This is a genomic window from Streptomyces sp. NPDC003023, assembly GCF_042888225.1.
In the GTDB taxonomy this organism is placed as follows: domain Bacteria; phylum Actinomycetota; class Actinomycetes; order Streptomycetales; family Streptomycetaceae; genus Streptomyces.
The window spans coordinates 93,514-118,568 of the sequence record NZ_JBIAPL010000009.1 but is presented as its reverse complement, the minus strand read 5'-3'; the positions used below and the strand labels follow the sequence as shown (position 1 = coordinate 118,568).

11 protein-coding genes are annotated in these 25,055 nt (G+C 71.3%); 3 read left to right on the top strand and 8 right to left on the bottom strand.

Translation table 11 applies throughout. The annotated features are described in order from the left end of the window. Window positions 1-104 precede the first annotated feature (104 nt). Together ACFYV1_RS26505 and ACFYV1_RS26500 are read left to right on the top strand one after the other, a co-directional pair. Window positions 105-7,247 (top strand): DEAD/DEAH box helicase, encoded by a 7,143-nt coding sequence (locus tag ACFYV1_RS26505; protein ID WP_389398093.1) that lies wholly within the window; start codon window positions 105-107, stop codon window positions 7,245-7,247. Then, window positions 7,244-9,574, top strand: a complete 2,331-nt coding sequence (locus tag ACFYV1_RS26500) for a 3'-5' exonuclease (protein ID WP_389398092.1) — start codon at window positions 7,244-7,246, stop codon at window positions 9,572-9,574. Before ACFYV1_RS26505 ends, ACFYV1_RS26500 begins: the two co-directional genes overlap by 4 nt. Before the next feature lie 48 nt (window positions 9,575-9,622). Here ACFYV1_RS26500 and ACFYV1_RS26495 read toward each other — a convergent pair whose 3' ends face one another. Beyond that, window positions 9,623-10,117, bottom strand: coding sequence for a hypothetical protein (locus ACFYV1_RS26495; protein ID WP_389398091.1), 495 nt, complete (start codon window positions 10,115-10,117; stop codon window positions 9,623-9,625). A 75-nt stretch (window positions 10,118-10,192) separates the two neighbouring features. Beyond that, on the bottom strand, window positions 10,193-12,793 hold the full coding sequence (locus tag ACFYV1_RS26490) for an NACHT domain-containing protein (protein WP_389398090.1): 2,601 nt from the start codon (window positions 12,791-12,793) through the stop codon (window positions 10,193-10,195). 320 nt (window positions 12,794-13,113) lie between these two features. Between ACFYV1_RS26490 and ACFYV1_RS26485 the strand changes: the two genes are divergently transcribed. Further along, complete coding sequence (locus ACFYV1_RS26485; RefSeq protein ID WP_389398089.1) at window positions 13,114-14,214, top strand: nuclease-related domain-containing protein; 1,101 nt, start codon at window positions 13,114-13,116, stop codon at window positions 14,212-14,214. Window positions 14,215-14,252: 38 nt separating this feature from the next. Here ACFYV1_RS26485 and ACFYV1_RS26480 read toward each other — a convergent pair whose 3' ends face one another. From ACFYV1_RS26480 to ACFYV1_RS26455, 6 genes are all read right to left on the bottom strand, one after another. After that, window positions 14,253-15,857, bottom strand: a complete 1,605-nt coding sequence (locus ACFYV1_RS26480; protein WP_389398088.1) for a glycoside hydrolase family 13 protein — start codon at window positions 15,855-15,857, stop codon at window positions 14,253-14,255. Between the two features lie 124 nt (window positions 15,858-15,981). Continuing rightward, a complete protein-coding gene (locus tag ACFYV1_RS26475; RefSeq protein WP_389398087.1) occupies window positions 15,982-16,857 on the bottom strand; it encodes a carbohydrate ABC transporter permease in 876 nt (291 codons plus the stop codon). A 16-nt stretch (window positions 16,858-16,873) separates the two neighbouring features. After that, window positions 16,874-17,833 carry a carbohydrate ABC transporter permease gene (locus ACFYV1_RS26470; RefSeq protein WP_389398086.1) on the bottom strand — a complete coding sequence of 320 codons (960 nt, stop codon included), beginning with the start codon at window positions 17,831-17,833 and terminating at the stop codon, window positions 16,874-16,876. Window positions 17,834-18,070: 237 nt separating this feature from the next. Further along, window positions 18,071-19,486, bottom strand: coding sequence for an ABC transporter substrate-binding protein (locus tag ACFYV1_RS26465; protein WP_389398085.1), 1,416 nt, complete (start codon window positions 19,484-19,486; stop codon window positions 18,071-18,073). Between the two features lie 189 nt (window positions 19,487-19,675). Then, window positions 19,676-20,674 carry a LacI family DNA-binding transcriptional regulator gene (locus ACFYV1_RS26460; RefSeq protein ID WP_389398084.1) on the bottom strand — a complete coding sequence of 333 codons (999 nt, stop codon included), beginning with the start codon at window positions 20,672-20,674 and terminating at the stop codon, window positions 19,676-19,678. Window positions 20,675-20,755: 81 nt separating this feature from the next. Continuing rightward, the gene (locus ACFYV1_RS26455) at window positions 20,756-25,042 is read right to left on the bottom strand and encodes a discoidin domain-containing protein (RefSeq protein WP_389398083.1); all 4,287 of its coding nucleotides are present in this window, start codon (window positions 25,040-25,042) and stop codon (window positions 20,756-20,758) included. Window positions 25,043-25,055: the final 13 nt, after the last annotated feature.

Sequence of the window (25,055 nt, the reverse complement as noted above, 5' to 3'; positions counted from 1 at the left end):
TAGAGTGGAGCCCGATCCCCTGGTGACGGGCCCGTAGGCGTGCTCCCGGTGGGTCCGGGGGACGTGAACGGGACAGCCACACGGGACGGGGGCCGACGGGCGTCATGAGACCCACACTCGCCGCGCAGGCGCTGCGTGAGACCACGGTTGAGTATCTGACGACGACGTTCGCCCTGGCCGAGCCGGACACCCAGGAGTCGCTGACCGACTTCCTGACCGACCCGGTCGACGGCCTGTTCCGCGGGCCGTACCTGCGGCTCCGGCGGCCGTTCCGGCCCGCGGAGGACGGCTGGCAGCGGCACCTGGACTGGTGGTCCGGGCCGTGGCCGTACGCGCACCAGGCGGAGGCGTTCGCCAGGCTCACCACCAAGGACGGCCACGAGCCGCAGCCGACGCTGGTGACCACCGGCACCGGATCCGGCAAGACCGAGTCGTTTCTGATGCCGGTCCTCGACCACTGCCGCCGTGCCAAGGAACAGGGGCGTCACGGCGTCAAGGCCGTCCTGCTCTACCCGATGAACGCCCTCGCCGGCGACCAGGCGGGCCGGCTCGGCGGACTGCTGGAGGACCGGCGGCTGCACGACGCCGGTGTGACCGCCGGGCTGTACATCGGAGAGGCGAGCGCCTCCCGCGGCGCATCGCCGTACGGCCGGGTCATGGTCGACCGGGCCGAGATCCGCAGGAACCCGCCGGACATCCTGATCACCAACTACAAGATGCTCGACCTTCTGCTCCAGAGGCAGCAGGACGCGTCGCTGTGGCGGGACGCGGACCTCGCGTACATCGTGATCGACGAGTTCCACACCTACGACGGGGCTCAGGGAACCGATGTCGCCATGCTGCTGCGGCGGCTCGCGCACGTCGTGGGTGCTGCACGGGAAGGGCGGCCGCTCGGAGCGATCTGCCCGGTGGCCACCTCCGCGACCCTCGGCTCCGCCGGGCACGACACCGCGGACGCGAGCGGCGGCGGGGACACGAGCGGCGGCGGCCCCGGGGCGGCGTCACCGAGGGCCATGCTGGACGTGGCGTCCCGGGTGTTCGGTGTCCGGTTCGCCGACGACGCCGTCATCGGCGAACAGCAGCAGGACACCGAGGACTTCCTCGCACCGCTCGACGTGACCCTGGACGTCCCCACACCGGACGAGCTCGCCGGCCTGCCCGACCCCTCCCGTACGCCGGACGGGCTCGACGCCGTCGCACGCGCCGTGGTCGGCTGTGACACCCGTGACCGGCAGGAACTGGGCAGGCGGCTCCTCCGTCACCCCCTGACCCACGGGCTGCTGAAGTCGGACTGGGTCACGCCCCGGACGACCACCGAGGCCCTGACCGAGTTCGACGCCACCTCGCCCTGGCGGACCGTCCTCGTACGGGAGCCCGAGAAGGCCGCCGCCGCGCTGGCCCGCTTCGTCGCCCTGATCTCCGAGGCCCGGCATCCCGACGCCCCGGCGGGTACGGAACGACCGTTGCTGCTCGTCGAGACCCATCTTTGGCTGCGGTCACTGTCCCGCGTCCTGCGGTACGTCGCCCCGCAGCCGGTGTTCTCCTGGTCCGACGCAGACCAGGCCGCGGTGACGGCGGGCGATCCGGCCGCGGCGACGGCGGGCAAGGGCGCGGCTCCGGCCGGCGTGCCCGCCGCCGTGGTGCACGCCGCGCAGACCGAACGCCGCCTTCAGGCGCGGCGCTCGGGCCGGCTGCCCGCGGTGTACTGCCGGCACTGCGGGCGTTCCGGCTGGGCCGCTGTCTGCCCCCAGCGCAACCCCGCCGTCCTGGAGCACGTGCCCGAGGAGATCTGGCGGCGCAGCGCCGCGGGCGGCCCGGTGAAGGGGCGCGTCCGTGCACTGATCGCCGCGACGCCCGCCCGCGCCGCCGAACAGGCCCGTGCGATCCGCGACCAGCGCACCCGGCGTGCCCGGCGCGGCGCACACCACGACGCCACCGTGCTCGTCCTCGACGAAGGCGGCCGGAACCTGCGGCCGCTCGAGCCGGACGAAGTCCTTCTCGGCGACGGGAAGATCGCCGATGCACCCGAGAACGGCGTCTACGTGCTCGCGTGGTTCGACAACACCGAGCAGGAGGACTACTCGCGCCAGGACCGCTGCCCCGCCTGCGGTGAGAAGCAGGGCATCCGCTTCCTGGGCGCCGGTGTCGCACCGCTCGCCTCCGTCGCGGTCACGCAGCTGTTCACCGGCGGGGAACTGCCCGCGCGGGACGAGCAGGGCGACGACCGGCGCAAGACGCTGATCTTCAACGACTCCGTGCAGGACGCCGCCCACCGTGCCGGCTTCGTCGCCAGCCGGTCTTGGAAGTTCGCCCTGCGCGCCCTCATCCACGAGGAGCTCGTCCGGCGTGTCCAGGAGGACCCGGCGGCGGCCGAGGACGGGACACCGCTCAACGAACTGATCTCGTCCCTGGTCGCCCGCACCGACGAGGAGGAGGTGCTGGTCTCCGTCGTCCCGCCGGACCTGCACGACATCGACCGGGTCAAGGGCCTGCTGGACGGCAGGAAACGCGTCGCCAAGGGAACCTGGGAGCTCGTCGGCGAGCGGCTCGCGTTCAACACGCTGCTCGAGTTCGGCCTCGCCTCGCGGCTCGGCCGCACCCTGGAGCTCACCCGTACCGTCGCGGCCGAAGTTCACCTGCCGGATGCGCGGGCGGCGGCCAAGGCCGCGAAGTCGCTGTACGGGATGCTGGACCGGCAACTGCCGCTCCAGCCTGTCGCAGCGGGCGGCGCCGACGGTGACTGTGACGGGAACGGCGGGGCGGCGGACGCGGCCCTGCCGGTGGTGCTCCCGCCGGAAGGACCGGCTCTGCTCCGCCACTTCGAGGGGTACGTACGCGGCCTGCTCGAACACATTCGGCGTGCTGGCGGCATCCACCACACCTGGCTCGACGACTACATCGCGGACGAAGGCCGCAACCGGCGCACCCTCTCCTACGCCAGGCCCCCGGGCATGCCCGCCTTCGGCCCGCGCTCCGAGACACCGGCCTTCGTGCTGTCCGGCGGGCAGACGGGACGCACCGACTTCGAACGGGCCGCAACCCGCGAAAGCTGGTTCACCGACTACACCATGCGCTGCCTCGGCCTCGACCGCGGTGACGCCATGGCGTACCTCGGGGCGCTGTTGCCGCGTCTCGCCGACCCCGAAGTCGGCGCACTGGCCCGCCGGCCGCTCTCCGGCGCAGCGGCCGGCAACAACGGCCCGCATGGCAGGAACGACGAGCACGGCGTCTACGGGCTGACGCCCGGACACGTCCGGGTCCTGCCGCTCACCGCCGAACAGACCGCCACCGCCGCGCTCACCTGCCCCGAGTGCGGGTGGACACAGACCGTGCCGCCGCGGCGGGTGCCGGTGTGGCAGGGCATGTGCTGCCCCGTCAAGCAGTGCAAGGGCGCGCTCACCGTGCCGTCGGCCGCCGCCGAAGGCCGGGCCGGACGCGACTACCGCCATGACTACTACCGGCGGCTGTACACGACGACCGGCCCCTTCAGCGTCATCGCCGCCGAACACACCGGTGCCCTGAAGCGCAAGGAACGGGAAGCCGTCGAGAAGGGCTTCCGGCGCGGGGTGCGCACCGACCCCAATGTGCTGTCCTGCACTCCGACCCTTGAACTCGGCATCGACATCGGCCAGTTGGAGGCCGTCATTCTGGCCTCCCTGCCGCCTTCGACCGCCGGGTACGTACAGCGCGCCGGGCGGGCGGGCCGGCACACCGGCAACGCGTTCACCGTGTCGCTGGCCGACACCAGCCCGCGTGCCCTGTACCACCTGGCGGAGCCGCGCGACCTGATCGCCGGACCCGTCCTGCCGCCGGGCTGCTTCCTGTCGGCGGCCGAACTGCTGCGCCGGCAGTACACCGCGCATGTACTCGACCTCGCCGCACGTGGCCTGCTGGAGGGCGTGCAGCCACTGCCGGACCGAGCGAACCAGCTCATCGGCAGGGGCAGCTGGCTGCGGACCACCGCCGAAGCCGTCACCGGCCGGACCGACCTCGCCGCATCGTTCCTGCGCCTGTTCGAACCCGTGGCGGGAGTACCCGACTCCGGCATCACCGACCAGGCACGGGCCGAACTGGAGGAGTTCGCGCAGACCGGGCTCGCCACAAGGCTCCGCAACGCCGAGCGGGCATGGGAGAGCGAACGCGCCTCGCTCCTCGACCGCCGTGCCATGATGAACGCCGCCGCCGACGACCTCCAGGACAACCTCGAGGACGAGGCCCGCGAGAAGCGGGCACTGCGGCGGGACGCCGCCGGTGTCTCCCGGCGACTGCAGGAACTCGTACGGACCGGGGCGCAGACCTACCTCGTCGAGCAGGGGCTGCTGCCCAACTACACGCTCGTCGAGGACGGCGTGCGCCTGGAGGCCATGCTCACGCACCGGCAGCCCGACCGCCGCCCCGCCGCGGCGGACGGCGGCGTCGCGCCCGAGTACCGCCGCCCCGAACCGCGCGTCTACGACCGGCCCGCCGAGTCCGCACTCACGGAACTCGCGCCCGGCAACGCCTACTACGTACGCGGCTACCGGCATGTCGTCGACGGCTTCGACCTGGGTCCCCGGCCGAAGACGTCCCGCGAGGGCACCGGCGACGTCACACCCGCGGTGCTGCGTACCTGGCGTGTGTGCGCCGAATGCGGCCACGTACGCACCGAGAACGCCGAGACCGACACTTCGGCCTGCCCCCGCTGCGGCGGGCGCGGCATCGGCGGACGCACCGCCGCGTTCCAGGTGATCGTGCCCACCAAGGTCACCTCCCGGGACAAGCGCGACGACGCCCGCATCATCGACGACAGCGAGAACCGCACCGCCAACACCTACACGACCGTCACCGCCGTCGACATCGACCCGGGCGACATCGAGGCGAGCTGGCGCCACAAGAACACCACCTTCGGCGTCGACCACGTCCGCAGGGCCGTCATCCGCCGCTTCAACCTCGGCCGCACCCGGTACGGGCGGCGCAACGACACGCTGTTCGCCGGGACCGAGGTCGCCGTCACTGGTTTCACCCTCTGCCCGCTGTGCGGCGGAGCCACCGACCGGGAACCGGGCCACACACCCGCGCCGGACACAGTCAGCGCGTCATCGATGGGCCGGCCGGACCTCGCCCATCACCGGCCGTGGTGCACCACCCGCCGCCGGGCACGGGCCGCGCGCCCCCAGGACCGGCCGATCGTCACCGCGACCGAGCACCACACGGAGGCGCTGCGCATCCTGCTGCCCGCGGCCACCCTCAACGTGCCCGAACGGCTCGCCTCCTTCTCCGCCGCCCTCCACCTCGGCCTCGCCGAGCACTACGGAGGCGACCCCGCGCACATCCGCTCCACACCCGCCACCGAACCCGACCGAGAGAGCGGCCTCACCCGCAACTACCTGGTCCTGTACGACTCGCTGCCCGGCGGCACCGGCTATCTGCAGCGGCTCGTGGAACGCGACGGAGCCGCGTTCCGGGCCGTGCTGGCCGCCGCTCAGCGGGCGTTGCGGAAGTGCCCTTGCAAGGGCGGGCCGCGCCGCGCCTGCCACCGCTGCCTCCTCGGCCACGCCCCGCAGCGCGAGTACCCGCTCATCGACCGCGACCAGGCATTGTGGATGCTCGACGGTCTCCTCGGAGTGGATGGGCACAGCCACTGGGACGTGCGACGGGAGCAGGCCGGAGCCGAAATGCGCTTCGCGGACCAGGCGGAGAGCGATCTGGAGCGACGCTTCGTCGACTGCCTCGACCGCTGGCTCGACCTTCAGCGCGACGCGGCGGCGCACGACCACGCCACCACACCCACCGGGAGCTTCGGCAAACAGATCCGGCTGCGTCGGCCGGACGGCTCGCACATCTACTGGGAGCTCGTGGCACAGAAGGAACTCGACGCCTACCGCACCCGGCCAGACCTGCTCTTTCGGCCGCTCACCGACGGTACCGACGACATCGGTGGGGGTGGAGCCGAGCCGCCGCCGATCGCCGTCTACCTGGACGGCTACCGCTGGCACGCCTCCGCCCGGACCAACCGGATCGCCGACGACACGGCCAAGCGCGCCCGGCTGCGTGCCGACGGGATACTTGTCTGGCAGATCACCTGGGACGACGTCGCCGCCTGGGACCGCGCGCTCGCGTCCGAAGCCGGCCGCGACCACGCCCCGTCGGATCAGCTGGCCCCAGTCCTCGCCGGGCCCGACGCGGACGCCGCCTGGCCGCCGTACGACACCCTGAGCGAGGGCGGCCCCGGAGCCCGCGCCCGCTCCGCATGGCAGAAGGCCGGAGGGTCACCGACCGAAGTGGACGAGCTGCTGTTCGCGGGGGCCGTCCCGTCGCTGCTCGCCTTCCTGCGCGCTCCCGACCTCAACCGCTGGCGCAGCCTGGCCGGACTGTGCGTCCGGGGCCTGCTCGCGCTCCACCGCAAGAGCGAACTGGTCACCGCCGGCCCGGCCGGCGCCGTCGCCTGGATCGAGGCAGCCGTACGGGGCGAGCGCCCGCCCGCCACCGACGGTCAGGGCCTCAATCTGCTGGCCGCCCGGGACGCCTCGGGGCTGCCCGTCACCGTGGTCGCCGACTCGCGGGCGAAGCCCGTGCGGTGGAGCGCGCTCGCCGTGCTCGACGATCGCCCCGAAGCCGTGCACGGCGACCGGGCCGAGCACCGGCGGCGCTGGAAGGCATGGCTGTGCTGGGGCAACATCCTCCAGTTCCTCGACCCGAGCGGCACCGGGCGCGCCGACGGGATGCTGCTCGCCCGCACCACGCTCGACACCTTCGACGCCCGGCTCCTGGCGGCCGTGTCGGACGGCAGGGGCCTGCTCACCGCGGTCCGGGACGACCGGCCGGGCACGGGACTCGAGCCGGCCGGACACGACAGGGATGTCCGTGACGAGAACGTCCGTGACGTGGGCATCCGCGGGGCAACCGCTTCCGAGCCCGCCACGGATCTGGAACGCGCTGCCTGGGACGCCGTACTCCGAGACCTGTCGTACGTCGGTGACCCGGAGGTCGACCGGCTCGCCCGCACACTCGCCGCCCGCGGCGACGTACGGCCCGGCACCGCCGGGTACGAGGTCGCCGGCGTGCCGCAGACCGTCGAACTCGCCTGGCCGGACAGGAAGATCGGCATCGTCCTCGCGGTGGATGCCGCCGATGACGCGTACATGGTCCGCTGCGCCGCCGCTGGATGGCACGTCCGCGCCCCCGGCGACTGGAGTCCGGACGAACTGGCGGCCCTGCTGGCCGGCGGTGAAGACCACAGCAACCTCGCGGAAGGGGACCGCCGGTGAGCGCAGGAGCAGGAAGCAACCGGAGCCGGGTCACCGTCGAACGCCAGGCCCACGAGGACATCCGCCGCATCGGCCACGGCGTCAAGGAGGCAGTGGGCGACTTCGTCCACCGGCTGCGGGCCGACCGCACCAACAGGGCCCTGCGCATCTCTCCGCTGCGGCCCGTCGGCCCGGACTGCCGCCTGTCGCTGGCCGAACTCGCCGCCACGCACATGGTCCTGCTGCTGGAGACCGAGGAGAACCGCTTCCGCCTGCTCGCCGTCCGTACGGGCACGCACGCGCACGACGCCCTCGCCCGGCTGACCGTCGGCATCAACGAGGTCTCGGGCGCCGTCGAGGTCACGGACCAGAGCGAGGCGGGCGCCACCGTGGTCGCACTGCGCGAAGAACCGGTCAGGCGACCGGAGGCCACACCCCGGCCCGCTCTGTTCGCGGCCTGGACCGACTCTGTGCTCACCGGCCTGGGCGTCTCCCCCTCCCTCCTGCCGCCCCTGCGGAACATCACCACCGGGACCCAGTTCGCCGCCCTTCTCGACGGCAACCTGCCCGAACTCACCCGCGACGTCCTACTCGCCCTGCACGGCGGGGCCGACCCGGACACGGTGGCCCGTGACATCACCCGGCAGTGGCGCGCCGACGACGTGGACGTCGTCGACACCCACGACTGGGTCCGCGCCGCGCGTCGCCCCGTCTCCCACGTCAGCACCGACGACGACGCGGTCGTCGGCGCACTCGGGGAGAGCTTCGAGGCCTGGCGGCTGTTCCTCCACCCCGAGCAACGACGCCTGGCCACCACCGCCTTCAAGGGCTCCGCCAAGGTCACCGGAGGTCCCGGCACCGGCAAGACCGTCGTGGCCCTGCACCGCGTCCGTCACCTCGTCGACCGGCTGCCGCCCGGACACGACCGCCCGGTGCTCCTCACCACCTTCAACACCAACCTGGCCCAGGACCTCCGCGGTCGTCTGCGGCAACTCGGCGGCGACGACCTGCTGCGCCGTGTCGACATTAAGTCCGTCGACCGGGTGGCCCGCGACGTCGTGGAACAGGCCGCCGGCGTCGACCTCGGGCGGCCCCTGGACGACACGGCGGCCATGGACCTGTGGCACACCGTTCGGCTCGAGACCGGACTGACCCAGTACGACGCCGACTTCCTCGACGCCGAGTTCAAACACGTCATCCTCGCCCACGGCTGCGGCGAGGAATCCGCGTACATGCGGGTCTCCGACCGTCGTGGCCGACCCCGCATCAGCAGGCCGCAGCGTGCCGACGTCTGGCGGCTTGTCCATGCCTACCGGACGCACCTCGCGGACAGCCGCCGCACGACGTACGCCCTCGTCGCCGACAAGGCCGCACAGCTCGAACAGAGTCACGCGGCCCGCACCGAGGAGCAGGCGCGCTACAAGGCGGAACACGGCGGTGTCGATCTGGTCCACCGCGAGGCGAGCCGCGGCATGTGGCTCACCCACCGCTACCGGCATGTCGTCGTCGACGAGGCCCAGGACCTGTCCGCGTCCCACTGGCGGATGCTGCGGGCCATGGTCCCCAAGGGGCCCGACGACATCTTCCTCGCAGGCGACGCTCACCAGCGCATCTACGCCAACCAGGTCGTCCTCGGCCGCCTCGGCATCGAGACCCGCGGCCGCGCCGCCCGCCGTCTCACACTCAACTACCGCACCACGCGGCAGATCCTGAAGGCCGCGGAAGCCCTCGTCAGCGGTGAGCGGTTCGACGACCTCGATGACGGCCCCGACACCCTGGACGGCTACCGGTCCGTGCTGCGCGGTCTCGCCCCTCAGATCTGGAGCGCGCCGGACTGGGAGACCGAGATGAGGGCCGTCGCCACCCTGATCAAGGAACGCCACGACCAACACGGCACCCCGTACGCCGCGATGGCGATCAGCGTCCCCGACGGCACCGCCGCGGCCCAGATCGCCCGCACCCTGGCCCGGCAGCCGTACGGGATTCCCGCCGTGGAACTACGCAAGGACGGCGTCCGGGGAGACCAGGACGCGGTACGCGTCGGCACGATGCACCGTTTCAAAGGGCTGGAGTTCCAGCGGGTGTTCCTCACCTCGGTGAGTGAGGGCCAGATCCCGCACCAGCGCGTCGAGCAGTACCGGCTGAGCAACTCCGACCGCCACCGCCAGGAGGAGCAGCGAGCCCGTTCGCTCGTGTTCGTGGCGGCCACCCGAGCCCGCGACGAACTCGTCATCTCCTTCAACGGCCGCCCGAGCCGCTTCCTCCCCGAGGAGGCCGCCCGGGCAGCGCACAGCGCGGCCGCACTCCTACGAGGGGACGGGCCGCCGTCCGGGTCGGCGGCGGCCTGAGAGGCGTCGGCGTGATTTCGTCGGCGTCCATGCCGTGGCGCGCCGCGGTCAGCAGTTGCCCGAGTCCACCGTCACCGTGAGGAGTATCGAGACAGACGTATAGGTCTCGGACGGCTCGGCCGGTGAGACGTTCACGCAGTAGACGTCACCGACGTCGTCGGTGCTGACCTCGAACCGGTCGGAGTCGGGCTCGTCGTCCGCCTCCGAGTAGTCGATCTCCCGCGAAACGGTCACGTAGCCGTGCTCGGGTCCTTCGCCGCTCTCCTCGATGGCGTCGGCGATGATCTCTTCGTAGCTGCCTTCGTACCCACCCACCCGATGGGACTCTCCGTTGAGGTCGCCCACAGCCGCGTGGACCGCGTCGTGCAACTCTCCCTCGCTCCATGACGATTCGTCATGGAGCAGGTACATTCCGCCGGCCGCGAAGAGGAGGGAGCCGATGATCAGCGCCATACCCACCGGATTGTTGGCGTTGTAGACGTAACGATTCGTCCCCCACTTGGAGCGGACGAAGACCGGTTCCGCATCGTGATCTCCGCTCATGGGGCCAGCCTATCGGGGCGGTTGTCGCCGACACGGTCCACTGCCGGCCGTATCTCTTGGGCCCCCCGCCCCGCCTCACCCCCCGTCGCGCTCCACCCGTACCCTCTCCGGGATCCCCCGCACCGGCCCCACGTGCCGCCCCAGCCGCAGCGTGGTCAGCCGGGGGAAGGCGCTGAGCGGGCCGAGGTCCTGGCGGGCGTCGTGGACCAGCAGATGCAGGTGGGTCAGGCGGTCCGCGACGAGGCCCTCGACGAGTTGGCCGGGCGTGAGCGGTTCGGCGACCTGGATGCGCTCGCGGCCGCCGAGGCGGCGCAGCTCGGCCATCTCCTCCGGTCCGGTCACCGTGAAGTACAGGTCCTCCGCGTCCAAATGCGCGATCACCTCATCCGCGTACCGCTCGGTGTCGAACCTCCGCCACGCGCCCGCCAGTTCGGCCCGCACGGCGAGCGAGCGCCGGTCCCGCAGCCGGACCAGGTAGTCGATCGCCGCGTCGTCCCGTACCCCGGCCGCGGTCGCGGCGAGCAGCAGGGCGCGGTCGTCGGAGACCTTCTCCGGGTCCGGCAGCAACTCCAGCGCGATCGGCCCGATCCAGCCCAGCCCGCGGGCACTGTCGAGACTGTCCGGCTGGGCGATGAACCGGGTCCGCTGGCGCACCATCTCCCGCGTCTCGGGGCTCATCTCCGTGGCGTGCTCCAGGCACGCGGACGCCAGCAGCTTGCAGTACTTGGCCTCCGCCGCCGTAAGCCCGGGCCGGGCGGAGACCAGCTCCTCCATCATCTGCGCGCATTCGTCGGGCCGGGCGAGCGAGACCGCCATGCGGATCACCTCGTCCCAGTCGGAACGGTGCGCGTTGTTGACCAGGAAGCGGATGTCGTGCCGTTCCACGGCCTCCTTGGCGCTCAGATAGTCCTGGAAGGTCCGGTGGACGAAGTCCACGACGCCCGGTGCCGGCATCCGCAGCAGCCCGGTGCGGTGCAGGAGATGGTCGAACAGTTCCGCCGACGTGCCCTGCCGTCCGGCGCTGGGGATCGCCGGCAGATAGAGGTCGAGAATGCTGACAGCGGTGGTCCGGTCGACCTCGGTCAGGTCGTTCAGCAGCATCCAGTGCGCGAGCTTCTGCAGCAGCCGTTCCTTGGCCTCGCGGTCGATGACGATGCCGTCCGCGTCGACCTCGCGTTCCGGGTCGCGGCGCTCCAGCAGCATCGCCAGCGCCGCCTTGTAGAGGGCTTTCCTGCCCCGCGGCAGGATGCCGCTGCGGTCCCGGTTCAGCGCGCAGATCAGGCTGCACATCAGCGGATTGGTGGCGAGCCCCCGCAGTTCCCTGATGAGCCGCACCGAGTGCAGCAGCCGCTGCTCGTAGCGGGGGAGGCGCGAGTGGTCCGTCCCCGGGTCGGAGGCGGCGGCCGCGTGCCAGGAGCGGATGAACCGCGACACCTGGTCCCGGGTCATCGGCGTCAGCGTCAGCTCCGTGAACCCCTGGGCGGCCAGCCACCGTTCGCGTACGGCCGTCGGCCGTGAGGTCACCACCCATCGGTTGCCGGGAAATGTGCGCTGCAGCGCGTCGATCTGTCCGCGCACGAGCTCGCGCCGCTCCGCAGGCGCCTCGTCGATGCCGTCGATCAGCATCAGTGCCCGCCCGGAGGCGAGCACCCGCACCGCCCAGCCGCTCGGCTCCGAGCCCGCCATGGGATGGTGCGCCGCGGACAGGAACTCGGCCGGAGCCGGCACGTCCTGGTCGGAGAAACGGCGCACCGGCAGTACGAACGGCACCAGTCCGCGCAGTGCCGCCAGTTCGTCGGGCAGCCGGTCACCCGCGGTGGAGACCGCCAGCCACTGCATGAGCGTCGTCTTCCCGGACCCCGCCGTCCCGCGCACCAGCACCTGCGGCCGCCCTGCGAGCGCGTGGTCCACCGGTACCGGCACGGGCGGGCGCGGCCCGGAACCGTCGTGCGGCCCCGTCGGCTGGTCCTCGTCGGCGATCTCCGCGCCGAGCCCGATGTATGTGGCGTCCAGCGGCCAGCGCCCCGGCGAGTTGATGAAGTCGACGCCGACGATGGTCACCTGGCTGTACAACTGGACCAGGCTCGCCAGGTAGCCGGACTCGAAGCGTGCGTCGACGCCGTCGGGGGAGGGCTGCCGTTCCAGCAGCCGTACGAGGTGCTCGATCCGCCTGCTCTGCTCCACCGCGGTCCTGGCCACGAACGTGGACCGCCGGGTGAAGAAGTGCAGGACGTGCACGCTCGCGGTGTCCACCAGCCGGTCGTGGAACCACGCCGAGTCGGCCGACAGCTCCCGGCAAGCGTCCGGAGCCTGACGGCGCAGCCGCCGGGCGAACTCCTCGGGTCCGAGGCCGACCGCCTGTACGTCGTCCATGTCCAGCTCGCCCAGGGCGTACAGGGTGCGCACGACCGCGTCGACCACCGCGGAGTGCTCGTCTTCGGGAAACCGCTCGTGCGGGCCGGCGTCCCGCCGCGCCCGGCGCACCAGTTGATCCGTCAGCCTGCGGAGGTCGTCATGGGTCAGAGCCCGTTTCTCCCCGCGGAAGGACACCAGCCCGGACAGCCGCACACCCCGCTGCACCAGCCCGGCGCCGGGCCCTTCCGGTACGAAGAGCCGCTTGACGAGCGGGGTGACCACGCTCGCCCCAATGCGTAGTCCGATGCCGGCCGGTTCCATCGTCCCGACCGTAGAGCAGGGCGGCCAGGCCCTCAAGAGCGCGGAGCGGGGCCCCGTCGGCCGATCACCGTGTACGACCGGGCCGGTACGCCCCTCTTCCTGGCCGGCGCCGCGCCCCGTGCGCCCCGTCGCGCCCACCGCGCGTTACGACGGCACGTACCCACGGCATAGGCGCAGGTCCCGCCCCAAAACGGCGCCCCGTCGCCCAGTGCGCCCGGTCTGCGCCCTTCTGCGCGGCGTATGCGCGGGTGAGTCTGGGACGTACGGGGGCCGGTGCCGCCGCAGGGCGGCACCGGACAGAACCGCTAAGGAGACAGGGCATGCTCGGGGAACTGACGGTCACCTCATGGCAGTACTTCGGGCACGACCGCCTCTACGTGAACCTGCCCGACGGGACGGCCATCGGCTGGGCGGACCGCAGGACCGGCGGCATCACCGTGGTTCATCCCCGTTACCGCGACGACGTCACCGACGCCCTCGCCCGCTGTGCGCCCGAGCTGCTGACCGCCGCGACGCGGCTCGAGGTGTACGAGCTCGCCGGCAGTCTCGCCGATCCTGCCGGGCAGCGGGGCACGGACCGGGCCGGCGGACGGTGGTCGGAGCGGACGCACCCCGAGGACCGGACGGACGAGCGGTGGGCGGAACAGGCCGACGGACAGCGGACGGACCAGGGCGACAGGCAGGGGGCGGAGGACGCCGATGGACCGTGGACGGATCCTGCTCCGGCCGGTGAGCCACCCGCGAGCACGGCCGGTGAACCGGACCGGACCGCCGGTCTCGGCCCGCTGACCGCCGAGAACGACCTCGCCTCCCACCGCCCCGGCGCAACCCTTCGCGCCGCGTCCCCCGCCGGCTCCGCGGAAGCCCGGGACTCGGGCCGCCTCGAACGGCTGAGTTCGCGCATCCTGCGCCGGCGCCCCATGGACGACGCACGCCGCAGGGAACTGCTCGGCGAGCGCAGAACCGGTGCCGAACTGGGCCGCCTCACCCGTCACGGCTGGCGCGTCCTGCACTCCGTTCCGCTCCCGGACGGGGGCGACGTCGACCATCTGCTGATCGGCCCCGGGGGCGTTTTCAGCATCCGGACCGAGTACCACCCCCAGGCGTCGGTCAAGGCCGGCGACGACACGGTCACCGTCGACGACGGTGAACCGCTCCCGTACATCGCCGAGTGCCGTGCCGAGGCCGACCGCGTCCACCGGGCCCTGAGCCGCCACTGCGACTTCCGCTTCCGTGTCCAGCCGGTGCTCGTCCTGGTGGACGCCCGCGACCTCGACGTGGCGGCCACCCAGACCGACGTACGCGTCTACCGCGAACGCCAGGTCTCGGCCCTCGCCCCGTTGTCGGGGGAGCTCACCGCCGACCAGGCGGACCGTCTCCACGAGATCGCCCGCCACCGCGACGTCTGGCACGACGCCTGACCGACCCGCGGCCCCCGCCAGGGCCGCCGGGGCCGTCGTCAGGCGCGCAGCCAGACCGCGGTGTCCGGCGGGAGGCGGGACTCATCGTCGAGCGGGCCGCTGGCGAGGAGCAGGGCGCTGTGGGCGGGGAGGTCCACAGCGGCCGGGGACAGGTTGACCAGGCACAGCAGGCCGTCGGTCCGGGCGAAGGCGAGGACGCCGTCGGGTGCGGGGAGCCACGTGAGGGGGCCGTCGCCGAAGCCCGCGGTGGTGTGCCGCAGCCGCAGCGCCTCGCGGTAGAGGGTGAGCATCGAGCCCGCGTCGGCTGCCTGCCGGTCGGCCGCGTACGCCGACCAGCCGTCGGGCTGGGGAAGCCAGGGCTCCGCCGTCGACCCGAAACCGCAGTACGGGGCGTCGGCGGCCCAGGGCAGTGGCACCCGGCAGCCGTCGCGGCCCGGGTCCGTGCCCCCGGAGCGGAAGTGCATCGGGTCCTGGATCCGGTCGAGGGGGACGTCGGCCTCCGGCAGGCCCAGTTCCTCGCCCTGGTACACGTAGGCCGAGCCGGGCAGTGCCAGGGTGAGCAGTGCGGCGGCACGGGCGCGGCGGGTGCCGAGCACCGGGTCGGACGGGGTGCCGAAGGCCTTGGTCGCGAAGTCGAAGCCGGTGTCCTCGCGGCCGTAACGGGTCACGGTGCGGGTCACGTCGTGGTTGCACAGCACCCAGGTCGCCGGGGCGCCGACCGGGGCGTGCTCGGCGAGGGTGTCGTCGACGGCGCGGCGCAGCCGGCCCGCGTCCCACGGGCAGGACAGAAAGGCGAAGTTGAACGCCGTGTGCAGTTCGTCGGGCCGCAGGTAGCGGGCGAAGCGTTCGGCGTCGGGCAGCCACACCTCGCCGACGAACACGGCCCCGTACTCGTCGGCGACGGCCCGCCACGAGCGGTAGATGTCGTGGATCTCGTCCTGGTCCACGTACGGGTGGGGGTCGACGCCCTCCTCGAAGTCTGGCAGGTCCGGGTGCTTCGCCAGTAGCGCGGCGGAGTCGACGCGTACGCCGGCGACGCCGCGTTCGAACCAGAAGCGCAGCACGTCCTCGTGCTCCTGGCGGACGACGGGATGGGCCCAGTTGAGGTCGGGCTGCTCGGGGGTGAACAGGTGCAGGTACCACTCGCCGTCCTCGACCCGGGTCCAGGTGGGGCCGGAGAACTGCGACGGCCAGGTGTTGGGCGGGATCTCGCCGTTCTCGCCGCGGCCGGGCCGGAAGTGGAAGAGCTCGCGCTCGGGGCTGCCGGGGCCGGCGGCCAGTGCCGCCCTGAACCAGGCGTGCTGGTCGGAGACGTGGTTGGGCACGATGTCGACGATGGTGCGGATGCCGAGCTGCTGGGCCTCCGCGATCAGCTTCTCGGCCTCGGCGAGGGTGCCGAAGGCCGGGTCGATCGTGCGGTAGTCGGCCACGTCGTAGCCGCCGTCGACCAGTGGCGACACGTACCAGGGGGTGAACCAGACGGCGTCGACGCCCAGTTCGGCGAGGTAGGGCAGTCTCGCCCGGACGCCCGCGAGGTCCCCGGTGCCGTCGCCGTCACCGTCGGCGAAACTGCGTGGGTACACCTGGTAGATGACGGCGTCGCGCCACCAGTCTGCGGTGCGCTGCGGGATGGGGGCTGCCACGTGAGGGTCCTTTCGGGCAGGGTGGATCTTCGCCGCCGGCACGGACAGCGGGGCGTTCGACGAGCCGGCGGCGAAGGCTTGGGATGACGGGGTGCCGGGCGGGGCGGGCAGGGCCTGCCGGGGCTCAGCCCTTGAGTCCGCCCGCGGTGAGGCCGCTCATGATGTTGCGCTGGAAGATCAGGAAGATGAGCAGCGTGGGCACGGAGGCGATCGTGAGCGCGGCGATCAGCACGTTCACGGGGACGCCGTTGGAGAGCGAGTAGATGCCGACGTTGAGGGTCTGCAGCGCGGGGTCGGGCAGGGTGAGCATCGGCCAGAGGAAGTCCTTCCAGACCCCCACGACGGCGAAGATCGACACCACGCCGAGGATCGGCCGGGAGACCGGCAGCACGATGGACCACAGGACGCGCATGGGCGAGGCGCCGTCCATCGACGCGGCGTCCAGCAGTTCCCTGGGTATCGAGTCGAAGAACCGCTTCAGCAGGAAGATGTTGAAGGCGTTGGTCACCGACGGGAGCCAGATCGCCCAGGGACTGTTCAGCAGGTTCCGCTCCACGATGGGCACGTCGAGGACCGTCAGGTACTGCGGCACGACCAGGACCGTCGCGGGGATCATCAGCGTCGCCAGCATCATGCCGAGGACGGCCTTGCCGAGGACCGGGCGCAGCTTGGAGAGCGAGTAGGCCGCGGCCACGTCGAGGACGAGCTGGAAGGCCAGCGCCCCGAACGCGTAGTACAGGGTGTTGAACAGCAGCCTGGCGAGGTCCATCACCTCCCAGGCCCTGGTGTAGTTGTCCGGTTCGAAGGTCCCGGGCACCAGCGTCGGCGGTGTCCGGATCACTTCCTGGGCGTCCTTGAAGCCGCTGGAGATCATCCAGTACAGCGGCCCGAGGAAGACCAGGGTGAAGACGCCGACGACGACCGCGAACGTCACCCAGTAGAGGACCTTGCCGCGGGGCCTGGCGAGCTGGGCCGGTGAGATGAGAGTGCGTGTGGACATGCTGGTTACCCCGCTCCTACTCGTCCTCGGCGCGGCTGAGCTTCACGTACGCCGCCGAGAATCCGGCGAGGAGTACGAGCAGGAGGAGGCCGAGGGCCGCCGCGGCACCGTAGTTGTTGAAGTTGAAGGCGTACTGGTAGATGAGGTGGACGACGGTCGTTGTCGAGCCCTCCGGGCCGGCGCCACCCGTCAGCAGGAACGGCTCGACGAAGACCTGCATGGTGGCGATGATCTGCATCAGCAGCATCAGCGAGAGGATCAGCCGCGTCTGCGGGATCGTCACGTGCCAGATCTTGCGGAGCACCCCGGCTCCGTCCAGTTCCGCCGCCTCGTACAGCTCACCCGGTATGCCCTGCAGCGCGGCGAGGTAGATGAGGGCCGCGCCTCCCATGTTCATCCAGGTGGAGGCGATGACGACCGAGAGCATCGACGTGTCCGGGTCCTGGAGCCACTGCTGCTCCGGCAGCCCGACCGCGGTGAAGAGTTCGTTGAGCAGGCCGTACCCCGGGTCGTACAGGTACTTGAAGAGCAGGACGGACGCGACCGGCGGCAGCATCACCGGCAGGTAGACCAGCAGCCGGAGATATCCCCTGCCGTGCCGGAACTCGTTGATGACGACGGCCACGACGAACGGCACGACGAATCCGAGGACCAGCGCCAGGACGGTGAACAGAAGCGTGTTGCGCCAGGCCTGCCAGAAGGCCGGGTCGTTGAAGACCGTGGCGAAGTTGTCCGGTCCCACCCAGGTCGTCCGGCCGCCCTCGGTCTTCTGGAAGGCGAGGAGGAACTCCCTGACCATGGGGTACCAGGAGAAGAACGCGAAGCAGAGGACCGCGCCGATGAGGAAGCCGTGTGCGGTGAGGTTGCGGCGCAGGCTCCTGGCGAAGCGGCCGCGCGGCGGCACGGAGCCGGCCGCGGGAGGCGGGGCGTGGCGGGGGGCGCGCGCCTTGCTCGGGGTCAGGCTGGGGGCCGACATCGTTGCTCCTTGGTACGGTCTGCCGGTTTCGTCCTGCTCCAGGGAGTGGGAGCGGGGGGCGTGGTCGTCCGCGCCGTGCTGCGAGTGCCGTCGGCGGCGCGTACGGCACGTACGGCGCATGCGGCACGTACGGCGTGTGCGGCGTGTGCGGCACGTACGGCGCGTGCCGTGTGCGGCGCGTGTGACGGGGCCGGCGGCGGGGCCGGGCGCCGGTGCCCGATCCCGCCGCGCTGACGGTCACCGCGTGGCGAGGACCTGGTTGACCTGCGCTTCCGCGGCGGAGAGCAGCTTGTCGATGTCGGCGTCCTCGTTGGTGAGGATGCCCGACATGACGTTGTCGAGGACCTTGTAGACCTCCTGGGCCTTCGGCGGCTCTGCCTTGCCGGCGACCGGGTTGTCCATGAAGGACTTGAAGTTCGCGACCGGCATCGTGGCGTGCTCGACGCGGGCGGCGTCGTCCTTGGCCTTGGAGTCGTTCAGCCAGAAGTTGGGCTGCGGGATGCCGACCGGCAGGCCGTCGGCCTTGCTGCGCGCCCAGTCGAACTGGCCCTTGCCGACGGTGAGGTTCTTGAAGTTCAGCCAGGCGACGGCGGCCTTGATCTTGTCGGCGGAGATGCCCTTCTTGATCATGTAGTTGTTGCCGCCGGCCAGGGTGTTCTTCTCGCCCGGGATCGGGCCCATGCCGAAGTTCTCGTACTTCGCGCCGAGTTGCTGGACCATGTACGCGATGTCGTCGGGCGCGGCGAGGAACATGCCGAGCTTGTCGGTGGCGATCTGCTTCTGCAGGTCGCCCCACTTCAGCAGCTGGGTCTTGCCCATGCTGTCGTCCTGCCAGCGCATCGCGTGCAGGTTCCCGGCGACCTGCTTGCCCAACTCGTTGTTGAAGGCCGCCTTCTTCCCGCTCGCGTCGACGACGTCGCCGCCGACGCTGTACATCTGTGCGGTGAAGTGCCAGCCGCCGGTGTTCCCGGCGCTGTACTCGCCGAAGCCGGCGACCCCGTTCCCCAGGCCGGCGATCTTCTTCGCCGCGGTGCGGACCTCGGCCCAGGTGCGCGGCGGGGCGTCGGGGTCGAGGCCCGCCTGCTCGAAGAGCTTGCGGTTGATCAGCAGGCCCATCGTGTAGTTGCTGGTGGGCAGCCCGTACAGCTTGCCGTCCTGCTTGAGCGAGCCGAGGACGTCCGGGTCGATGTCCTTCAGCAGCGGCACGGTGCTGTCGTTGACGTACGCGGTGATGTCCTCCGCGCCGTCGTTGTCGAGCACCTGGGGCAGGTCGGTGAAGTAGGTGTAGAAGACGTCGGGCTGGGACTTGGCCTTGAGCATCGCGGTGAAGCGCGGCGGCTCGAGGCACTGGCCGGGTGTGGAACGGCCTTCGATCCTGACGTTCGGGTATGCCTTGTTGAACTCCTCGACGTCTTCCTTCCACTCCTTCAGCTCGGCCGCCTTCGCCGCCGGGGGCATGCAGTCGATGGTGATCGTGACCTTCGTCCCGGGGTCCAGCGGAGCAGCCGGGTCGCTCGACCCGTTGCTCCTGGACTCCGCGCCGTCGTCACTGCTGCTGCTCGTGCCGCAGCCGGCCAGAGCGGTCAGGGTGAGGGCGGAGACGAGGGTCATGACGCCGGTGCGACGAGTACGGCGGAACCGAGCACTTCTCATGAATGGACCCCTTCGGGCATGAACGTGGAAGGCGCCCCACCGCCGATGCAGTGTGGGGCGCCGCACACTCAACCACCATGAACAAGTGAACGCAATATCTCGCGTAGATTTCGTAATTGCTCGACAGTCGATCGAGGATCAGGGACTTCCCGCCGTACGCCCGCTGTCGGCCATGTCGGGCGGCGCGGTTCAGCCGACCGCCTGCGCGGTCGAACCGCGCACGACGAGCTCGGGCTCGAAGAGGAGCTCGCTGTGCGGGACCTCGCTGCCCTGGATCTGTGCGCACAGCAGTTCCACGGCCGCCCGCCCCATCGCCTCGATCGGCTGGCGCACCGTGGTCAGCGGCGGCTCCGTGCACGTCATGAACGCCGAGTCGTCGTAGCCGACCACGGAGACGTCGCCGGGTACCGACAACCCCCGTCGGCGCACCGCCCGTACGGCGCCCAGAGCCAGCGGGTCGCTCGCGCACACGATCCCCGTCACCCCGCGGTCCAGCAGCCGTGTCGCCGCCGCCTGGCCGCCCTCCAGGGAGAACATCGAGCGCTCCACCATGGCGTCGGGCAGCGCCGCGCCGGCGGCCTCACGGGCGGCCCGCAGGCGGCGCCGGGAGGGGATGTGGTCGGCCGGGCCGAGGATCAGACCGATCCGCTCGTGCCCCAGTGACGTCAGGTGCCGCCACGACTGCTCCACGGCCACCGCGTCGTCGCACGCGACACAGGGGAAGTCCAGGTTCTCGATCGCCGCGTTCACCAGCACGACCGGGATCCGGCGCTCCGCGAGCAGCCGGTAGTGCTCGTGCGGCGCGTCCGCCTGCGCGAACAGCCCGCCCGCGAACACCACGCCGGAGACCTGCTGCTGGAGCAGCAGCTCCACGTAGTCGGCCTCCGAGACGCCTCCCTTCGTCTGCGTGCACAGCACCGGCGTCAGCCCCTGCTGTGCCAGGGCGCCGCCGATCACCTCGGCGAAGGCCGGGAAGATGGGGTTCTGCAGCTCCGGCAGCACAAGGCCGACCAGCCGGGCGCGCTCGCCCCGCAACTGCGTCGGGCGCTCGTACCCCAGTACGTCCAGCGCCGTCAGGACGGACTGCCGCGTCGCTTCCGACACTCCCGGCTTGCCGTTGAGTACCCGGCTGACCGTGGCCTCACTGACCCCAACCTTCTTCGCCACTTGAGCAAGTCGTCGCGTCATGGACGCAAGAATAGCGCAAGCGCCGCAAGGCGCTTGCGCTGCTCTTGCCGGCCGGCGGACCCCGCCCGGCCCCGTCGATCGCTACGGGTTGTTCACGATCCTGAAGGTGGACGTGGTGTTCCGGATGTCCACCGCGTTGCCGCTGAGCTTCAGTCCGTTGAACGTGACCTCGCCGACGGCCGGACCCTGCCCCGGCTCCGGCATCTCGTTGGCCCACAGACCGAAGCCCGACTTCGCGTCGAACGCGTCACCGCTCCTGCGCGCCCCGGAAACGGTCACGTCGGTGAAGATCGTGTCCTTGATCGGGAACTGCGGTCGGCCGCCCACATAGTTCGTCTGGAACATGATCCCGCTGTAGGTGGGATCGACGATGTCCACGTTGTTCACCCGGATTCCCTGGAAGACCTTCGACGCCGAGAAGACCCAGATGCCGGGGAACGTCTGCGAGCCCCAGAAGTGCCCGCCCGCCCGGACGATCGAGACGTTCTCGAACGTCGTCGGCTCGGTCCCGAAGCCGTTCATCGGATAGCCGAAGTCCAGGGACGAGATCGTGATCCCGGAGTAGACCAGGGTGTCCGCGATGTGGATGTTGCGGAACGTGTTGTTGTAGCCGCCGTACACGGCGACACCCGCCGCACGCCAGGTCAGCGTGGAGGTCAGGTTCTCGTACAGGTTGTTCTTCATGTCCGCGCCACCGGCGTCGATCGCGGAGAACAGCGCGAAGCTGTCGTCCCCGGTCGCCCTGGCGTCGTTGTTGGAGACCAGGTTGTCCGTCGACCCGTTGGTCATGTTGATGCCGTCGGCGAACATGTTGCGGATACGGGAGTTCCTGACGGTGACCCGGTCGGTGTTGGCGCCCCAGTAGAGGCACACCATGTGCTCGTTCCAGATGTTGTCGATCACGATGTCGGACACACCCGAGAAGTCGAAGACCTTGCCCGGACCGTCGATCCGCGACGTGTAGTTCCCGAAGTACGCGAAGTTCGCGAACGACGAGCCCTTGGCCGACGCGTCCGCCCGGAAGCCGACATCGGTGTTCGCCTGCCCGGCCGGCGCGTGGAACTTCGTGTACCAGGGCCCGGCGCCCACGACCCTGACCGCCTTGCCGTACACCTGGAACTTGTTCGACGTCCGATAGTCGCCGGGCGGCAGATACACACCGGTCAGCGTGCCGGTGGTGTCCATCCGGACCCGGTCCAGCGCGTTCTGCACGTCCTGGTGGGTGAACCCGGTGGGCACGGCGTACGCGGCGGGATCGGGATTGGGGACCGGTGCGACCTGTTCCAGGTTGACGAAGTCGATCGCGTAGACGGAGGTGTTGGCCGCGTCCTTCTGCAGCCTGATCCGCGAGCCGGCCGGGACGGTCTCGCCGAGCATGATGTGCGCCTCGTCGTATATGTGGCGCGGCGCCCCGGAGCCGGGCGAGTTCCCGGGGGAGGCCTCGGCGCCGTACAGCCAGGCGTACCGGGAGGTGAGTGGGAGCGACTTCTTCATCACGCCGTCGACGTACACGTTGATCGTGGTGTCGATGCCGCCGCCGCCCGGCGCGTCGGGGATCGAGAAGCGGGTCACCAGGGTGTTGGTGCTCGCCCGGGTGGTGAACTCGACGTACTCGCCCGTCGCGTCCAGGGAGACGGCCCTGCGGCCGGAGGCCTCGCCCGCGATGTCACCGACGGTCCGGTTCGGGCCGACGACCTGCGCCCCGCCGCCTGCCGTGCCGTCCTCTGCCTCGTACATGTCGTACGGCATGTCCGCGCCGCGCCCGACGAACAGGGGCCGGTCAGAGGTGTTGTTCTCCCGCTTGACCGGCAGTTCGCGGTCGTCGGGGGCCACCGTGGCCTTCACGGTGTACGAGCCGTTGACGGCCGCCCAGGTGCCGAGGCCGACGGCGGCGGTTGTCGCGCCCGCCTCGATGACACCCGTGTGCTTGCCCGTGAACGTGCGGACGGTCGAGCCACGGGAGTCGACCAGGGCGAGGGTCACCGTGTGGTCACCGCCGCCGGACGCGACAGTGCCCTGGTTCCTCAGCGCGACCTCGAACGCCACGCTGTCCCCCTCGGCGGGGGAGGAGGGGGACGTGGTCACCGACGCGGCGACCAGGTCCGAACTGGCGACCGGCTTCACGACCAGGGGGGTCGGGCTGGTCCGGACGTTGTTCGTCTCGTTCTGCTCGACGACCGCCTCCGCCTCGTCGGCGACGGCGCTCAGCTCGTACGAACCGGCTTCCCGGCTGCCGAGCGACGCGGTGACCGTGCTCTGTGCGCCGGCCGCCAGGGGGCCGACCGCGGCGGTCGCGACGGTGGTGCCGCCGAGCCGCACGGCGACCCGGCTGGCCGGGGCGGCGGCCGGACCGCTGTTGCGGACCGTGGCGGACACGGTGATGTCGTCCGACTCGACCGGTGAGGCGGGCGACGTGGTCAGGTTCGTCACCTCCAGGTCCGGGTTGGGTGCGGGTACGCCCATCACCTGGAACTCGGCCAGTTGCCCCGCCGTCGCTCCGGTGTTGGAGGTGAAGCGCAGCTGTATGTCGGCGACGCGTGCGCCGACCGGGACCGTGACGCCGTTCTGCCCGTTCGCCGGGTCGAAGACGTACTCCTCGGCGGCGACGAGCGAGGTGAGGCCGGACGCGCTCTGCTCGCGGCCGAGCACCTCGACGGTCTGCGTGCGCCTTCCCCACGCGGGGTCGAGCGCGAGCACCAGCCGGTCGACGTCCGCGTTGGCGCCGAGCTTGACGGTGAGCGTGTTCGGGTAGGTCCCGGCACCGCCCTCCCAGTACGTCGCCGTGCTGTTGTCGTTGGCGTTCTCCGCGGTGAAGGTGTGGATCACGGAGGACGCGGAGATCGGTTTGCCGACGGCCAGGTTGGAACCGCCGCCGCTGCCGTTGCGGGTGACGGCGTTGCTGTCGGGGGACTGGTTCCCCGCCGCGTCCTTCGCCCGCACGTAGTAGGTGACGGTCGCCGACGCGGGCCGGCTGTCGGTCCAGGTGGTCACGTCACCGGCGACGGTCGCCTGCCGGGTGTTGTTCGCGTAGACGTCGTAACCGCTCACGCCCCTGTCGTCCGAGGACGCGGTCCAGGCGAGCCTGATCCTCCCCGCCTCCGGCTCCGTGAAGGACAGGTTCGCCGGGGCGGTGGGTGCCTGGGTGTCACCGGTGTCCCCTGCCCGGGTCACCGTGTTGCTTTCCGGGGACTGGTTGCCCGCCGCGTCCTTCGCGCGCACGTAGTAGGAGACACGGGTGCCGGCCGGCCGGGTGTCCGTGTAGGTGGTGACATCACCGGTGACGGAGGTGAGCAGGATCCCGTCGGCGTAGATGTCGTATCCGGTGACCGCGGTGTCGTCGGAGGAGGCGTCCCAGGTCAGCCGGATCTGCCCGGTCGCGGGCTCCGTGAAGGCCAGGTGGGCGGGTGCGGTAGGCGCCTGGGTGTCACCGGTGGCCGGACCGTAGACCTCCAGCTCGGACACCTGGCCGCCGGGCTGGACGCTGTTGGCGGACACCAGGACCCGCAGGTAGCGGGTGGTGGCCGTGTCGAACGTGATGGCCGCCGCGTTCCCGCCGGCGGCGTCGAAGGTGTAGGCCCTGGCGGCGGTCAGATCCGTGAAGGCGGAGCCGTCCTGGCTGCCCTGGATCTTGAGCGTCTGACTGCGGGCGCCCCAGCCCTCGGGGAGGCCGACGACGACGCGGTTGACGGGCACGGCGGAACCCAGGTCGGTCTGGAGCCACTGCGGGAGCTCGTTGTTGCGGCTCTCCCAGTAGGTTGCCCTGTTGCCGTCACCCGCGTTGCCCGCCGTGTAGACCTCGGTGTGGCTGCTGGCGGTGAAGGCGCGGCCGCGGGCGAGGTTGACCGACGACTCCCCGGCGGCGTGGACCTCCAGCTCGGACAGCTGGGCCGCCTGCCAGCCGGTGTTGGCGGTGATCGCCACCCGTACGAACCGTGTCTGCGTCGCCGGGAAGGCCACCGTGACGGTGTTGCCGGACCCCGGATCGAAGGAGTGGGTGGCCGAGGCCTCGAGCGTGGTGAAGCTGATGCCGTCGGCACTGCCCTGCACCGACAGGGTCTGGTCGCGCCTCTCCCACCCGCCGGGCAGTCTGAGGACCACCTCGTCCACCCGCGTGGTGGCACCGAGGTCCGTCTGGACCCATTGGGGCAGGTCGCCGCCGGCGCTCTGCCAGTAGGTGCCCTGGTTGCCGTCGGTGATGTTCGCGGCGCCGTACTCGCTGTGGGAACTGCTCGCCGCGGCAGGGTCCCCCACCGCGATGTTGGGGCCGCCTGCCGCGGAGGCGACGGACAGCAGGGGGCCTCCCAGTGCCAGGAGGCTGGTGGCCAGAGCGGCGGACATGCCCCGTGACATGGCCTTCCGGGTTCTCATACGTCCCCGATTC

Bases quoted from the DNA above. Each gene is read 5' to 3' on its own strand.
- ACFYV1_RS26505 (WP_389398093.1), top strand. From the start codon at position 105: ATGAGACCCACACTCGCCGCGCAGGCGCTGCGTGAGACCACGGTTGAG.
- ACFYV1_RS26495 (WP_389398091.1), bottom strand. From the start codon at position 10,117: ATGAGCGGAGATCACGATGCGGAACCGGTCTTCGTCCGCTCCAAGTGG.
- ACFYV1_RS26490 (WP_389398090.1), bottom strand. From the start codon at position 12,793: ATGGAACCGGCCGGCATCGGACTACGCATTGGGGCGAGCGTGGTCACC.
- ACFYV1_RS26485 (WP_389398089.1), top strand. From the start codon at position 13,114: ATGCTCGGGGAACTGACGGTCACCTCATGGCAGTACTTCGGGCACGAC.
- ACFYV1_RS26475 (WP_389398087.1), bottom strand. From the start codon at position 16,857: ATGTCCACACGCACTCTCATCTCACCGGCCCAGCTCGCCAGGCCCCGC.
- ACFYV1_RS26470 (WP_389398086.1), bottom strand. From the start codon at position 17,833: ATGTCGGCCCCCAGCCTGACCCCGAGCAAGGCGCGCGCCCCCCGCCAC.
- ACFYV1_RS26465 (WP_389398085.1), bottom strand. From the start codon at position 19,486: ATGAGAAGTGCTCGGTTCCGCCGTACTCGTCGCACCGGCGTCATGACC.
- ACFYV1_RS26460 (WP_389398084.1), bottom strand. From the start codon at position 20,674: ATGACGCGACGACTTGCTCAAGTGGCGAAGAAGGTTGGGGTCAGTGAG.
- ACFYV1_RS26455 (WP_389398083.1), bottom strand. From the start codon at position 25,042: ATGAGAACCCGGAAGGCCATGTCACGGGGCATGTCCGCCGCTCTGGCC.